This is a genomic window from Chthonomonas sp., from assembly GCF_035294165.1.
Lineage (GTDB): Bacteria > Armatimonadota > Chthonomonadetes > Chthonomonadales > Chthonomonadaceae > Chthonomonas.
The window spans coordinates 1-14,808 of sequence record NZ_DATGLN010000153.1 but is presented as its reverse complement, the minus strand read 5'-3'; the positions used below and the strand labels follow the sequence as shown (position 1 = coordinate 14,808).

The window sequence follows — 14,808 nt, the reverse complement described above, 5'->3', positions numbered from 1 at the left end:
CCCTTGCCACACCAGCAGCAGCGCCAAAATGAAGGTGAGCGGCAAGAGAATGTAGAGGGTTGCCCGTGTGGTATCTACCCAAAAGTTGCCGATTTCACGCACTGTGCGACGAGCAAACCCACGGATGAAGGCCACGGCCACGGCGATGCCGGCAGCGGCCGACATCCAGTTGTGCACCGCTAAAGCCACCATGTTGGAGAAGTAGCTGACCGTGCTTTCGGGAGTATAAGACTGCCAGTTGGTGTTGGTCGTAAAAGACACGGCCGTGTTAAAGGCCAAATCGGGCGGCATCTGCTCGGCCCCGAACTTTTGAGGGTTCCAGGGAAAATGACCTTGTAACCTCAATAGCAGGTAGGTGAGCAGCAGCCCCACCACACTAAAGAGCACAAAGGCGATGGCGTAGGTTGTCCAGGGCATCTCCACCTCCTCTTCGATGCCGAAGAGCCGATAAAGCCCCACCTCGAGCGGGCGAAGAAACGGATGGAGAAGCGTTCTTTCCCCTTGGAAAACGCGGGCCATATAGCTGCCAAGCGGTTTGGTAAATACCAGGATCAGCAGAAAAAAGAGAAGTATCTGTGCGACTCCGTTGGGTGTCATGGTTTCCTAGCCTCCTAGAAACGCTCCGGATAGAAGAGCGCATAGAATAGGTATACAAACACGCAGAAAGTAACGAACAGAATAAACACTTGTTCGATCATGGTTGGCCTCCTTGCATAAGGCGGTTACAGCCGTAGAGGAAGCCTATGGTGACGGTCGTCATCACCAGCACGATGAAGATGGTGAACCCATCCGACATGTTTTTCTCCTTAGCACGTACTGTTTTTCCTTCGGTTTTAAACGCACAAAAGGCCGGAAGTATCGGAAGCTCTTGTTATCAAGAGCCACCGTAACCTCCGGCCTCCCTTCCGACAAAGGCGGAATGAACAGCCTTCTTCGGAATGGCAACCTGCTCTTCTGTTGTCGTTAAGGCCTACCGCTTGCGCGAAGAGAGATTCGACGAACCGAGAAAGCGCTTCTCTACATCCTCTTCCAGAATGTAGACCTCCACCAGCTCGGCGGCCTCTACGTTTACATCGCCATAGCTTCGCAGCACCTTACAACCCACGATATTGGCGATGATCGCTTCAATTTCATTGCGGCTGATCATGCGCAACTCTTGACGGGCGCTTCGGATCAACCGGCGACCCTCTTCGGTAGCCACAAGGTGGGCCTCGGTAGGCGTGAGAATGCCCGTGCAGCGTACCAGCAGAGTATCACCAACCAGGTGTACCTTCACATCGGAGGGACCACGACCCTGTTGCTCCCTCTGGAATCGCGACACCGCGTTGGCGATCTCCGCCTCGATCATACCTTTCGTCGGTTGGTTCATATACGGGCTTCTCAGGCCGTCTAATAAAAAGGCCAGCATCCAACCTGCCCGTGCGTTCACGGCACACGTTCAGCTAGGATGCTGGCCTACAGGGATACCAGGTTTTTAAGCCCCTTATCCTTGTCCACCAGGACAAATGGAATTCTACCACATATTGCATCTGCTGTCAAGAGGAGCCAGCAGATTTTTTTCGCGCTCTTCGTTGAATTAGATTCCACCTAGTAGACGTTATCCTAAAATTCGGTTTCATCGTCTGCCGTCTAGTGGAGGAAGAAAGCCGGCAACGCCCCCTTCCTCTCACCAGATGCAGAAGAGCGCTGTTAGTTGTGAAAAGGTCCCCTTAAAGGGTTTTTACCGACCTCTGCGGCGCCGCCGGACGCGAAGTGGAATCCACATGCTACCCGCCACCAAACCGGCAAAGCTAATAAGGCTGCTGGCCTCCGGTGTGGCGGCAAAGGCGATGTCTTGTTTACGGCCGTTCGTATCTGCACCCGCGTTTTCGAAAATGGAGTTCCAACTGCGCCCGTCGTTGGCAAAAGCGGCCTGTTCGATGTTGTAGACTCCTGCCAGGTCACTATAACTATGCTGGCCCGAATCCACTGCGGAGAATATGCTGCTCCAGTTGTAGGTATGTGTGGAAGGGTTGTAACTAACCGAGCCTCCCAAGGAAAGGTCCCAAATAGCGAGTTGGGCATCGGTTTTTGTTCGCGAAGCAGGCGCGTTGGCGTAGTGAGCCACAATGTAGTCAATGGCGTGGATGTTTTGCGTTAAGATGGTGTTGCCGTGGGTGCCGTTAGCATAGTAAACGCTGCCAAGGCCGTTGCTAGGGTTGGAAACGGTGGTACGCAGAGCACTCCAGGTATTCCCATTCGAGATGCTATCGAAGAGATCGGTACAGAAACCGGTATAGTTTTGGCTGCTGCCGTTGATCTGAAAGTTGTACTGGCCGGCAGCGGCGCTCTCGGTATGTGCTTGATTGTTGAGCACATAGGTGACATCCACCCCGTTAGAGCCGTTCGCATTGAGGAAGTGGAGGGTATCTGTACCGGCATACGCCCCACGGCTTAAGGATAGGGTTGCGCCCAGACAGGCCAATGCAAATACCGAACGAAAACGAACAATCGTTGTCAATTTTTCTCTCCTCAAAGTGGCATGTAAGCGTTGTTGAATTTTCGGTGTCAATGTCCAAAGGTTTGGTGTCTCTCACTATACGCTTTTAAGCAAGCAAAAGCAAAACATTCAAGAAGTCGGCCATTCATTCAATTTTGTTTCATATCTACGCACTATATACCAAATCAGTTGTTGAAATGGCAAGAAATCGCATAAAAACAGGTATCTTACTTGGGATGATACAGATGGGATCAATCCATAGAAATTTTTGCCTATTAAAGCAGGAATCCTCCCCTCTAACGCCTAATTGAGGGGTTGTACCTTAATCATGCACCGGAGAGACGAAATGCCCAAAATTCGCGCCTACCACGTTGTTCCAGCCTTGCCCGAACCGCTTCAAAAGCTGCGTGCGCTGGCCTACAATCTGCGCTGGGCTTGGGATCACGAGACGATAGAGCTATTCCGAAGTCTGGATCGCAATCTATGGGAACAGTGCGAACATAACCCGGTTCGCATGTTGAGCTTGATCTCTCAAGAGCGTCTCACCGAGGCGGCAGCCGATGACTCCTTCCTCGCAGAGGTAGACCATGTGCACTACAGCCTCCAAACCTATCTCACCACCGCCAATACCTGGTATCGGCGCCAGTGGGCGGATAAGCTTCCGCCAGAAACCTGCATCGCCTACTTCTGTATGGAGTTCGGCCTTACGGAATGTTTGCCCATCTATTCCGGTGGGCTTGGCATTTTGGCCGGCGACCATCTGAAGTCGGCCAGCGATCTCGGCTTGCCACTCGTAGGCGTCGGGTTGCTGTATCAGCAAGGCTACTTTAAGCAGACACTCTCTCCCGATGGCTGGCAACAAGAGACCTACCCAGAAAACGACTTCTATTCCATGCCCTTACAGGCGGTGCTGAACGAAAAGGGTGAACCGCTGAAAGTGTGTCTCGACCTGCCCGGCCGGCAAGTCTTCGTGCGTGTTTGGCGGGTTAACGTGGGGCGCGTGCCTCTCTTTTTGCTCGATACCAATCTCTCTGAAAACCGCCCGGAAGACCAGGATATCACCGATCAACTCTACGGAGGCGACGCCGAGATGCGCTTGCGACAGGAGATGGTGCTAGGCATCGGCGGCATGCGCGCTTTGCGCGCTTTGGGAATTCGCCCAACCATGTGTCATTTGAACGAGGGGCATGCGGCTTTCACCGCCCTGGAGAGAGCACGCGAACTGAGAGAGGAGACAGGATGTGACTACGCCACGGCGCGTGAGGTGGCCGCGGCCGGCAGCCTGTTCACCACCCACACCCCCGTCCCTGCCGGCTTTGATGTGTTTTCTGCGGATTTAATGAACCGCTACTTCGCCGCCTACGCCCAACAACTAGGGCTGTCGTTCGACGAGCTTATGGGCTTGGGGCGCGTGAACCCATGGGACCAAAGCGAGCAGTTTAACATGGCCGTTTTGGCCGTGCGTCACGCCCACCAGGTGAACGGGGTGAGCCAGCTCCATGCGCGGGTCACGCGCCGCATGATGCAGGCGGGCTATCCGGGCTTTCCCGAAGAGGAGGTTCCTGCAAGCTATGTGACCAATGGAGTTCATCTGCGCTCCTTCGCCTCGATGGAGATGGCGGAGTTGCTCGATAAATACCTAGGCGGGCGTTGGTCTTACGACGGGAACCCCGACGGGGTTTGGGAGCGCATTGAGGAGATACCCGACGAACTGCTTTGGCGTGTTAAAGAGACACGCCGAGAGAAGCTAGTCCTTTTTGCCCGAGCGCGCCTACGGGCGCAACTGGAACGACGCTATTTCCGAGACGACTCGGAGTTCCGTGCTGCTGCCGAGGTCTTAGACCCTCATGCGCTTACCATAGGCTTTGCACGCCGCTTTGCCCCCTACAAACGCGCTACCCTGCTTCTCACCGACCCCGATCGTCTTATCCGCCTGCTTACCAACCCACAACGGCCGGTACAGCTTCTCTTTGCAGGGAAAGCCCATCCCCGCGAGGATGCCGGTAAGGAGCTTATTCGCCAAATTGTGCAGTTTTCAAAACGACCGGAGGTTCGCGGGCGAATTCTTTTTCTTGAAGACTACGACCTCAACGTAAGTCGTTACTTAGTGCAAGGATGCGACGTGTGGCTCAACACCCCACGGCGCCCCATGGAGGCCAGCGGAACGAGCGGAATGAAAGCCTTGGTTAACGGAGGGCTACATGTATCGGTGCTGGACGGTTGGTGGGCCGAAGGCTATGATCCACGTGCCGGGTGGGCTATCGGACGAGGGGAGGAGTACTCCGACCCTCAAGAACAGGATAGGATAGAGGCCACGGCGCTCTACAATCTCCTGGAAACCGAGGTCGTCCCGCTTTTCTACGACAGAGGAATGGATGGCGTACCCCGCGCTTGGGTCGCCCGCGTGAAATACTCTATGCGCACACTATGCCCTCGCTTTAACACCCACCGTATGGTAGGGGAATACGCCACACGATACTACTTTCCTGCCACACTACGGTGTCTAAAACTAAAGGCGAATGACCTAGAGCGAGCACGTACGCTTGTGGAGTGGAAACAGAGGGTACGTAGCCTCTGGCCTCAAGTGCGCATCCAAGAGGTCATCACCACCCCTGAAGAGGGCGCCACACTGCAGGTGGGCGACAAACTAAAGATAACGGTGAAGGCCTTTTTGGCCGGGCTAGCCCCAGAGGATGTCCGTGTGCAGGCCTATAGCGGCTCCCTGGATGCCGATCGAAGGTTGAAGGCGGAGAGCATTGTAGATATCCCCTACGTAGGTCAGGAAGGGGAACTGTTCTGCTTTCAGGTGGAGATGCCCTGTAGTGCCAGTGGCCTTCGAGGGTTCTCCGTGCGTATTCTTCCCTTCCACCCCGATGCCCAACTGCCCGCGGAGCTGCCCCTTATTTGTTGGGAATAACCTGCTCTGCTAGCTTCCATGAAAACTCCAAATAGATGCAGTATCGTGTTGTGGCTCAGCCACCGATAATGCCTTTGTCGCACTTCCTTTTTTGTGTTTTGCCCTGCTGTTCATGCTTCTATATGGGGTACTATGAACTTAAGTATGTCGAAATACGTCGTTATCTTTGAAAAGGGTGGTTATGACACAAGAAGCAAACCTTTCCTCAAGACAAACTCTCGCGCGCACCATCGCCGAGTCGATAGCCGTAAAAGAGCAGCTTTTCGATGCCTGCAACGTCGCATTTGAACAGTTCGTTGAGGCCGTCGTCTCTGCTTTTAGAAAAGGAAATAAGATGTTGCTTTGCGGTAATGGAGGCAGTGCCTGTGACGCACAGCATGTGGCCGGCGAGTTGGTAGGCCGATTTCTAAAAGAACGCCATCCTCTTCCGGCCATAGCTCTCTCCGCTCCCGACGCCATTCTTACCTGTGTGGGCAACGACTACAGCTTTGCCGACGTTTTTGCCCGACAAGTCCATGCCCTTGCGCAGCCTGGGGATATCGTCGTGGGTATATCTACCAGCGGCAACTCGCCTAACGTGATTCGTGCCATGGAGGCCGCACGCCATTGTCAAGCCGTCTGCGTGGGCTTCACGGGTGCAGATGGAGGGAAGTTACACGAGATCACCGATATCTGCCTCTGCGTGCCCTCCAAAGTGACCGCACGCATTCAAGAGGCCCACATCACCCTATGGCACGCCGTTTGTGAGGAGATCGAAAATCGCCTTTTTGGTTCGTGAAACCGTCGCTCACATCCAATGACTTCAGCCCAAAAACATCCTCGTCGTGTTCTCTTCATAGACCACACCGCCCAGCTCGGTGGCGGTGAGGTAGCTTTGTTGCGTCTTACACAAGCCTTCGACCGCTCCCGCGTCGTCCCGCATGTGCTGCTTTTTTCCGACGGCCCCCTCCACGTCAAGTTAGAACAAGCCCAGGTGCCGGTAGAGCTGTTTGAGCTGAACACACAGATTGTAGATATGCGTAAAGACGTTTCGAGGGTTCATACCTTTCTCAAACCAAACCGACTGGGCGCCGTCTTAAGCTCTATTGGGCGCCTGGCGCGTTTCTTGCGTGCCAAGCGTTTCGACATCGTTCACACAAACTCGCTAAAGGCCGACCTGATCGGCGGCTTTGCCGCTCGCCTCGCCCACATCCCGCTCATATGGCACATCCGTGACCGAATCGAGCCAGACTATCTTCCTAAAAATACGGTTCGTTTTATACGACTACTAGCTCGCTCACTACCTACTTTCATTGTGGCGAACTCGTGTGCCACACTGCAGACGTTGCACTTACCTAAACAGAAACCCTCGGATGTTATCTACAGCGGCATCCCCAACGATTGGGTTCGTCCCCCCTATCCCCTCCCCCCTTTATGTGGGAAATCGCACCCGCGTATAGGGCTTATGGGGCGTATCGCCAAGTGGAAGGGACAACATATCTTTCTTGCAGCAGCCGAGCAGGTACAGCGAAGCTACCCACAAACGCAGTTCGAGATCATCGGCTCTGCCCTGTTTGGCGATCAGCCCTACTTTGAGGAGCTGCAAGGCGAACTAGTAAGGCGCAACCTTGGTGAACGGGTCGTTTTCAGAGGGTTCCAGGAAGATACAAAGGCCGTGGTGAGCGAGCTAGATATTCTTGTGCACGCCTCCATTATCCCAGAACCTTTGGGGCAGGTGGTTTTGGAGGGCATGGCCTTAGGGAGAGCGGTAGTGGCCACGGCAGGTGGAGGGGTGCTTGAAGTGATGGTGCCAAACCAAACCGGCCTCTTGGTGCCGATGGGCGACGCCGAGGCGATGGCCGAGGCCATCATACGGTTGCTTTCCGACCCATCTCTGGCGCAGGCGATGGGCGAACAAGCCCGGCGTCACGTACAGGAGCACTTCACGGTGAGCGCCATGGCAGAACGCGCTACCGCCATCTACGAGAGAGTTACCGAGACATAAGCAAAAAAAGTGCCTAGCCTCAAAGAGGCTAGGCAAACATCAGCAGGTTAAGTGGAGCAGGTAAGGAAGCCTACTTGGCGCCGGCCATTTTGCTTTTTAGATCGGGAGGCAGAATAACGGCATTGATCACGTGAATCACACCGTTGCTGGCCTCGATATCCGTCTTGATCACCTTGGCGTTATCTACAAAAACACCCTTTTTTCCGTGATGAATAACGATATTGGAGCCCTCAACCGTCTTCACCTTGGAGCCGTTTTTTAGCTTAAGCACGTCTTCGCTCATCACCTTGCCGGGCACGACATGATAGGTGAGTATAGCCGTTAGCGCCTCTTTGTTGTGCAGAATCGCGTCAAACTTCTTCTGGCCTATCTTTTTGATGAGATGTTCAAAGGCCTCGTTGGTAGGCGCAAATACCGTAAAGGGGCCAGGCCCCTCTAACGTCTCGGTAAGGCCGGCCGCTTGAATAGCCTTTACCAGCGTGCTGAACTGATCGTTTTTCTCGGCGATCTCAACGATATTAGGCTTTTGTGCGCTATCGTCCTGATCCTGCAATGAACATAGCATCAGGGGTTTATTGCCGGGTTCTGAGGGCCGTGCATAACCTGCAGTCAGCCCTAAGGCAAGGGCAGTTCCTGCGATGGCAAGCGTATATAGGCGAACTGTCTTCATGTTAGCAGAACTCCTTCGTGCTGAATTGAGCCAAGCTCATTCCTTCTACGTTCCCCAATATATCATTTGTTCCTGATATTATAATGCAGTGATACCACTTTCTTTCCCCAAAAGCCAGCAGACCGTTTTCATCTCCACTTTTAAAGCGATCTCTGGCATCGCCCTTGCGTAGAGAGTAAAAGGAAACAGTGGTTTTTGAGCGTCAAGGGTATACTTCAAAGGCGATTTCGGTGGCGAAACTTTCGCCCCGATAGGGTTGTCCAACTATTTAAGGAAAGGAAAAGGATGTTAGAAGAGCTTCAACGTGAAGTTCACGAACTACGTGCCCGACTGAACGAACTCGGAGGGCATCTTTGACTACGCCCGAAAAGAGGCTGAAATCCAACGACTAGAAGAGGAGGCGAGCGCGCCCAATCTTTGGGAAGACCCAGAAAGAGCGCGAACTCTGCTTCAAAAACTGAATCAGGCGAAAGAGGCCATCGAACCTTTTCAGCAGCTCCAGCGGCGTATAGCCGACCTCGAAGCCTATGGCGAGTTGCTTGCCGAGCAGCCAGAGCCGGATGCGGCCGCTTTGAGGGAGTTTGAAACAGAAACCCGAAAGGCCGTCGCCGACATCGAGCGCCTGGAGCTAGAGACCTTGCTCTCCGGTGAACACGATGCCGCCGATGCCATTGTAGAGATCGAGGCCGGCGCCGGTGGCACCGATGCCTGCGACTGGGTTACCATGCTGCAGAGAATGTACTTGAAGTGGGCCGAGACACACGGTTATACCACCGAGATCGTGGAGGAGAGCGAGGCCGATGTGGCCGGTCTGAAAAGCACCACTTTTCTGGTTCGTGGCCGCAACGCCTACGGCTACCTTAAGTCTGAACGAGGGGTACATCGGCTTGTGCGCATCTCGCCTTTCGACGCCAATAAGCGGCGACAGACCTCTTTTGCCCGTGTCATCGTGTTGCCCGATCTCGGCGAGGAGGCCGAGGTGGAGATAGCCCCAGAAGACCTCCGTATAGACTACTACCGTTCGAGTGGGGCGGGCGGACAGCATGTAAACAAAACCGAATCGGCGGTTCGTATTACCCACATTCCTACCGGCATCGTGGTAACCTGTCAAAACGAGCGTTCGCAGCATCAAAATCGCGCTGTCGCCATGCAGGTGCTGCGGGCACGCCTTTACGACCTGCAGCAACAGCAGCAACAACAGCGTCTTGCGAACCTGCGAGGAGCTACCAAGGCCAACGAATGGGGAAATCAGGATAGATCGTACGTTCTGCACCCGTATACTCTAGTGAAAGACCATCGCACGGGCTACGAAACCGGCGATGTTAACAGGGTGCTGAACGGCGATCTCGACGGATTTTTGCAGGCCTACCTACAATGGCTGAGGCGCCCTGTGGAGCAGAGGAGTTAAGAATGAAACGCTTAGGTGGTATAAAGACGGGGTTGTGCTTATTAGGCTTTGGTGTGGGGCTTGTGGTTCTCCGGCCGGCCCATAGCGCTGCCCTGCCTACCTCAAAACCTCCTAAAGAGAGCGCTACGGCTGCTGCCACAGCCTATCGCACCGAGGTAGCGCTTTCGGTTGATAAAATAGGCTCGCAAGAGACCGCCTTAGGTGGTCTGGTGGCGGATGCCCTGCGCGAAGCTGCCCATGCCGATGCGGCCTTCATTCCGGCGGCCTCCTTTCGCTCGGATGCCTCCGCCATCTCGCCCGGAAGTTTCAGCCCCAACGACGTGGTGCAGATGCTCGATTTCCGCAGTGAAACCATCGCCGTTGTTAAGCTGACAGGCGCGCAAATTCGGCGTGCTTTGGCGCATGCCTTCCTCCTCTATCCGCAGGAGAACAGCAGTTTCCTCCAGTTCTCCGGCCTCACGGTAACTATAGCGCCGAATGCAGGGGACCAAGGACGCATCGTCTCCGTTCGCATCGGTGGGCAGCCGCTGGTGGATACGCAAACCTATCGGGTGGCGATGCCGCTAACTTTGGCCAACGGCGCCCTGGCCTACTTTAAGTATTGGGATAAGAGCGACATCGTGCAAACCCTCGATACCAGCTTAGAGCAGGCCGTTAAAGACTATCTGAAGAACCACCCTGTCATCACCAAAGGAGAGGACCGCCTTGTGGAAAAAGGCCCCTAAGTATCTAAAACATGGTTTGGCTGCCCTGCTTCTATTTTCGCTCTTGCCAGGCTGCCATCCAGGGGATTCCGCCACGAAAGCGATAGCCTCTCCGGCGGCTTCAAGCCCCACATCGCTGCAGACTTCTCCTTCAAACGACACCGCTGCAGCTATGGGCTATCCCTCTTTCGATGCCGAAGAGGCCTTTACGTTGCTGAAAAAGCAGGTGGACTTCGGCCCGCGATATCTCGGTACAGAGGCGCATGCCAAAACCCTTCAGTTCCTTCGTGATGAGATGCAAAAATGCGCCGACGTCACCGTAGAGCAACGCTTCTTCTACCGCGATATGCCGGTGACCAACGTCATCGGCGTCTTCTACGCCAAAGGGCAGACCCGCCCTGACCAACACCCTGTTCTGTTGATGGCCCACTGGGATACGCGACCGGTTGCGGACGGGCCTTACTCCTCGGAGCTGGCCAAAGGCCCCTTTAAATACGGCCCGCACGGATGGAACCGACTGGCACCCATCCCCGGTGCCAACGATGGTGCCTCCGGTGTGGCCGTGCTTTTGGAGCTGGCCAAGCTGTTCCACAAGCAGCACCCACCCGTCGGCGTGTTGTTGCTGCTAGATGACGGCGAGGACTACGGCGATTTCGAGGCTAACGATTTTAGGGGGGATGGCGTCGAACTTGGATCACGCTATTTCGCTACCCATTACACCGAAGACCCCCGCTTTGGGCACCCGGCCTATGGCATTCTGCTCGATATGGTGGGCGGGAAGGATATGCGCATCTACCCAGAACAGAACTCCGCGATGTATGCCCCCGACATCAACGATCGCGTCTTCGGAACGGCTCAGGTGCTAGGCTACGGCGACATCTTCGTTCGGGATACCGGCCAAACCGTGGATATTGACGACGACCATCTCGCCATGAACACACAAGGCCACATCGCTACTATTGACCTTATACAACCTTTGCCCGACCCCAATCACCCCATCGTTGGGGAATATAGGCCCTGGCACACGCTAGAGGACGATGTGGCTCACTGTTCTGTAAAGTCGCTCAAGGCCGTAGGCGAAACCATTGCTCGCGTTATCTACACAGAAACGGCAAACTAACCGATTGCAAACTCGTCTCTAAAATTTCCTCTCTCCCCAAAAAGCCCCTAAAAATACCTGTATTGATGCCGAAAATCCTCCATCAAAAGAGATAGGCGGCCTGCCACTAAAATCCCGGAGGACGGTAGAGATGCGAAAGAAGATAAGGCAAGGGCTTTTAATACTCGGTTGCCTGGACGGTCTCGTAAAAGCAGGGGCACTGCCCACAACAAGTTATACTACAACTTCGGTAAGCAACGAACTCCTGTTTGCCGGCCCGCAAACCGTGATAACGGCAGCGCGGACGGAACAGCCGATCACGCAGTCACCGGCGCCTATCACCGTCATTACAGCAGAAGACCTAAAACGTCATGGCGTGGTAACTCTCCTCGATGCTCTACGATATGCCGTGGGAGTAAATGTTGCGGAGTTCAACGCAAACGTCGCCAATATCGCGATTCGGGGTCTTACCTCACAGGTGGCAAGCACCGTTCTTGTGCTACTAGACAACCGGCCTCTCAACGATCAGTTAACAGGCAGCTTTTTCTGGAGTTCGGCACCTGTGCTTATTAGCCAAATTAAGCGGATAGAGGTTGTAAGCGGACCTGGCTCCTCACTTTACGGCGCCAATGCCTTTAACGGCGTCATCAATATCATCACCCAATCCCCTAGAGAGCTTGCCACTCAACGAGGCAATGTACGGTTTCGCACAATTCTAGGAGGCTATAAAAGCGATTATGATGAATTGATCGCCTCGATAGCCGATCGGCATGACAATGCCATGGCACTTACTTTCGCCTATAACCACACGGGCGGTTTTGGATCCGGTGGAGCGACGGGGGCGCGAGATAACTATGTAGCACCTATCATTGGCCTAGATGCCGAGCATCGCTGGAACCAAAGCACCCTTAGGCTGCAAGTGGGCGATGTGGAGGCTTCAGGCAACATTTATCCTGGTGACGTGAACTTCCCCGCCATCACCTCACATAACCCTTATATTGTGCTTCGTTATGAAGAACCGAGCAGAAAAGACCCCTTACTTATACGACTGAGCGCTTCCGACTTCAAGTCAACATCTCAGAACACAAACATCAATCAATCGCACCTCTTCGAGGGGGAGGTTCAAAAACAGAACAGTTTAGGACACAATGGCAATCTGGTGTACGGTGCTGCCTGGAGCCATACCGTCTTTCACTCCGATCTCGTATCACCAGGCAAGCACTACCAAGACTTGTTTGGCCTCTACATTCAGAACTCCTTTCACTTTGCACGAACATGGACCGGATATGCTGGGTTACGCTTCGATAACGCCACAGCCTATGGCTCTGTGTTTTCTCCTCGTGTTGCTGTACTAAAACATCTAAACCATGGACAGATAGCGCGTTTTTCGTTCGGCAGAGCTTTCCAGTCACCAACTCTGCTGGGCCTCTACACACACAGCCTAACACCTATTGGAGGCGGACTATCCATCCTCTCTCTTGGGAATCCACATCTCAAGCCTGTAGTTTTAGATGGATTTGAGCTTGATTGGCGCAAAGATCAACACAGCGGTTTTATCGAGGTCAACAGTTACTATAACCGGGTTCGAAACTTAATAGGAGTGGGTGCAACCGCTTTTCAACCTTCCCCGCCCTATCCTCCGGGCATTCCTGCTACCATCGAATTTATGAATCAAGGGAATGCAAGCATCTACGGGTTAGAAATAGATTCGAGTTTTCAACTCACAGATAACCTCCATCTGCTTTGCAATTATGCCTACAACAATCAGCACCCCATGAACAACGCTCCGAATCATCAAGCCGCCCTCGCATTGGATGCTTCCCTAGGTTCGCAGTGGCAGGGTTTTATGGGGCTGCGCTTTGTGGGCACCTCTACCATCGCTTTTCCGGGAATGCCGAAGGCCGTTGCACCTGCTTATGTGGCGATGGACATGCGTTTCGGCTATCAACTGAAAAAAGGCAGCGATCCTCTTGTTCTCTCACTTATTGTACACAACCTCTTTGCCGATCATCATTTTGAAGAGCCTGTCTCCCCGCCCTCGCCGGGCCAACCCAAAGCGATAACCCCTATTCGCTCTATGTTCTATCTAGAACTTTCTGGACGTTTCTAAATTGCCAAGGCCCAGAAGGAATCGCAAGAGCTAGAGCTGAAAATGGCGTATGGAAAGGAGCGTGAAGATGACAGAAGAAGAGAGGTATATGTTCGATGTGTGGGGCTATCTCGTGGTAGAGAATGCTATCCCTTCAGAAACTCTGCGCGAGATGAACGCCTGGATAGATGCCCAAGAGGCACAAGACTCCAACTGGCAAAAACAATATGCCTCTATTCTACAGTGGGGGCCGCCGTTTCTCGCTTTGCTCGACAACCCACGTGTGTTGCCCTATCTTGTGGAACTGTTGGGGCCGGAGTTGCGTTTAGACCACGATTATCCCATTTTCTCGCACGCGGGGGCTCCGCCTTTGCACTTGCACGGTGGTGGAACCCCCTACGATCCGGCGCAGTACTATCACTGCTATCGAGGGCAGATGTACAATGGGTTGACCGTGGCCTCCTATGCCCTGGCCGACATCCCTCCTGGGGCCGGCGGTTTTTGCTGCATCCCAGGCAGCCATAAAGCGAACTTCCCCTGCCCACGCCCGCTGCAAAATATGGAGAAAGAGTCGCCGCTTGTTCAGCAGGTTCCCATGAAAGCGGGGGATTGCATTCTTTTTACCGAGGCGTTAACGCACGGCACGCTGCCGTGGAAGGCGTCGCATCAGCGCCGGAACCTCTTTTTCAAATACAGTCCCAAACATCTTACTTGGGCAAACATCTACTACTTTTTGCCGGAAGCACACCGGGGAATAGCGGAGTTAGAGCCGCTCCTAACCCCCACGCAACGGGCCTTACTGGCACCTCCTAGCGTCTATCGGCATCCGCGGGTGATGTAGAAAGCTAAGGTGGCGGTGGCACGGGCTTGCTGTCGTTGCCACCGCCCATCGGAGGTGTGGGGGCCGTGGGCGGCTGGGCACCTCCGGTATTGTTATCAATGCCGGGCGTTCCGGGTGTGGGTAAGGGCGGCGGCGTAGGGGTGATGACAAGCTGTTTCGTTACCGCCTTGCCCGTGTTATCCGTGGCGGTAAGCACAAACGTCGTTGGCTGATTAACGGTTACCTCCAGAGAGCCGCTAGGTGCTAGATCGGTAGCAACCGTTTGGCCGTTGAGCGTTGAGAGGGTAATGGAGACCGCGCGCACGACGCTCCAATGCAGCTTGACCTTGGAGCCGAAGTAGACCGTTTTGGGGCTATAGGTAAAGCTTTGGATAGTGGCCACACTTTGATCGGGCGGAAGCACGTGCACGGTAAGGGTCTTCTCGGCAGGTGGGATGTTGGCATCTTGGCCATACACGCGCAAGGTATAGGTTACATCGCCAGGAACGGCAGGCACCTGCACGGTTTTGCTATCGGCGAACGGCGATATCTCAATGCTGCCGGGGTCAAGATAGATATGGGCTGCGTTGCGTGCCTTCCACGAAAGCGTTACCGAATCGCCGGGATGCACCACGGTG

Annotated in this window: 13 protein-coding genes and 1 pseudogene; 8 read left to right on the top strand and 6 right to left on the bottom strand. The window is 54.2% G+C overall.

The genetic code is table 11. The features are described from left to right. From VKV29_RS07640 to VKV29_RS07630, 4 genes are all read right to left on the bottom strand, one after another. The coding region (locus VKV29_RS07640; RefSeq protein ID WP_324200716.1) for a potassium-transporting ATPase subunit KdpA at positions 1 to 597 on the bottom strand (597 nt) is incomplete at its 3' end. Between the two features lie 14 nt (positions 598 to 611). After that, positions 612 to 698: a potassium-transporting ATPase subunit F gene (locus VKV29_RS15375; RefSeq protein ID WP_414647345.1), complete on the bottom strand. Its 87-nt coding sequence runs from the start codon at positions 696 to 698 to the stop codon at positions 612 to 614. Positions 699 to 970: 272 nt separating this feature from the next. Next, a complete protein-coding gene (locus VKV29_RS07635; protein ID WP_324200715.1) occupies positions 971 to 1,369 on the bottom strand; it encodes a DUF2294 domain-containing protein in 399 nt (132 codons plus the stop codon). 351 nt (positions 1,370 to 1,720) lie between these two features. Further along, a complete protein-coding gene (locus VKV29_RS07630) occupies positions 1,721 to 2,500 on the bottom strand; it encodes a hypothetical protein (RefSeq protein ID WP_324200714.1) in 780 nt (259 codons plus the stop codon). 325 nt (positions 2,501 to 2,825) lie between these two features. On the opposite strand from VKV29_RS07630, the gene glgP reads away from it, so the two are divergent. From glgP to VKV29_RS07615, 3 genes are all read left to right on the top strand, one after another. Then, positions 2,826 to 5,396, top strand: a complete 2,571-nt coding sequence (gene glgP / locus VKV29_RS07625; protein ID WP_324200713.1) for an alpha-glucan family phosphorylase — start codon at positions 2,826 to 2,828, stop codon at positions 5,394 to 5,396. Between the two features lie 181 nt (positions 5,397 to 5,577). Beyond that, positions 5,578 to 6,174: a D-sedoheptulose 7-phosphate isomerase gene (locus VKV29_RS07620; protein ID WP_324200712.1), complete on the top strand. Its 597-nt coding sequence runs from the start codon at positions 5,578 to 5,580 to the stop codon at positions 6,172 to 6,174. An 18-nt stretch (positions 6,175 to 6,192) separates the two neighbouring features. Then, on the top strand, positions 6,193 to 7,380 hold the full coding sequence (locus tag VKV29_RS07615) for a glycosyltransferase family 4 protein (protein ID WP_324200711.1): 1,188 nt from the start codon (positions 6,193 to 6,195) through the stop codon (positions 7,378 to 7,380). Positions 7,381 to 7,450: 70 nt separating this feature from the next. On the opposite strand, the gene VKV29_RS07610 is transcribed toward VKV29_RS07615, so the two are convergent. Continuing rightward, complete coding sequence (locus VKV29_RS07610) at positions 7,451 to 7,945, bottom strand: fasciclin domain-containing protein (protein ID WP_414647344.1); 495 nt, start codon at positions 7,943 to 7,945, stop codon at positions 7,451 to 7,453. A gap of 390 nt (positions 7,946 to 8,335) precedes the next feature. Here VKV29_RS07610 and prfB point away from each other — a divergent pair. The 5 genes from prfB to VKV29_RS07585 all read left to right on the top strand — a co-directional run bounded on the left by prfB (position 8,336) and on the right by VKV29_RS07585 (position 14,191). Beyond that, positions 8,336 to 9,458 (top strand): peptide chain release factor 2 gene (gene prfB / locus VKV29_RS07605; RefSeq protein WP_324200709.1). Its coding sequence is split into 2 segments (ribosomal slippage): positions 8,336 to 8,404 and positions 8,406 to 9,458, totalling 1,122 coding nucleotides; the frame shifts between segments, so codons are not numbered across the junction. Between the two features lie 2 nt (positions 9,459 to 9,460). After that, positions 9,461 to 10,183 carry a 5'-nucleotidase gene (locus tag VKV29_RS07600; RefSeq protein ID WP_324200708.1) on the top strand — a complete coding sequence of 241 codons (723 nt, stop codon included), beginning with the start codon at positions 9,461 to 9,463 and terminating at the stop codon, positions 10,181 to 10,183. Then, positions 10,164 to 11,282, top strand: a complete 1,119-nt coding sequence (locus VKV29_RS07595; protein ID WP_324200707.1) for a M28 family peptidase — start codon at positions 10,164 to 10,166, stop codon at positions 11,280 to 11,282. Before VKV29_RS07600 ends, VKV29_RS07595 begins: the two co-directional genes overlap by 20 nt. 130 nt (positions 11,283 to 11,412) lie before the next feature. After that, on the top strand, positions 11,413 to 13,371 hold the full coding sequence (locus tag VKV29_RS07590; protein ID WP_324200706.1) for a TonB-dependent receptor plug domain-containing protein: 1,959 nt from the start codon (positions 11,413 to 11,415) through the stop codon (positions 13,369 to 13,371). A 67-nt stretch (positions 13,372 to 13,438) separates the two neighbouring features. Next, a complete protein-coding gene (locus VKV29_RS07585; protein WP_324200705.1) occupies positions 13,439 to 14,191 on the top strand; it encodes a phytanoyl-CoA dioxygenase family protein in 753 nt (250 codons plus the stop codon). A gap of 4 nt (positions 14,192 to 14,195) precedes the next feature. Here VKV29_RS07585 and VKV29_RS07580 read toward each other — a convergent pair. After that, a pseudogene (locus VKV29_RS07580) lies at positions 14,196 to 14,808 on the bottom strand (hypothetical protein); the annotation flags it as partial.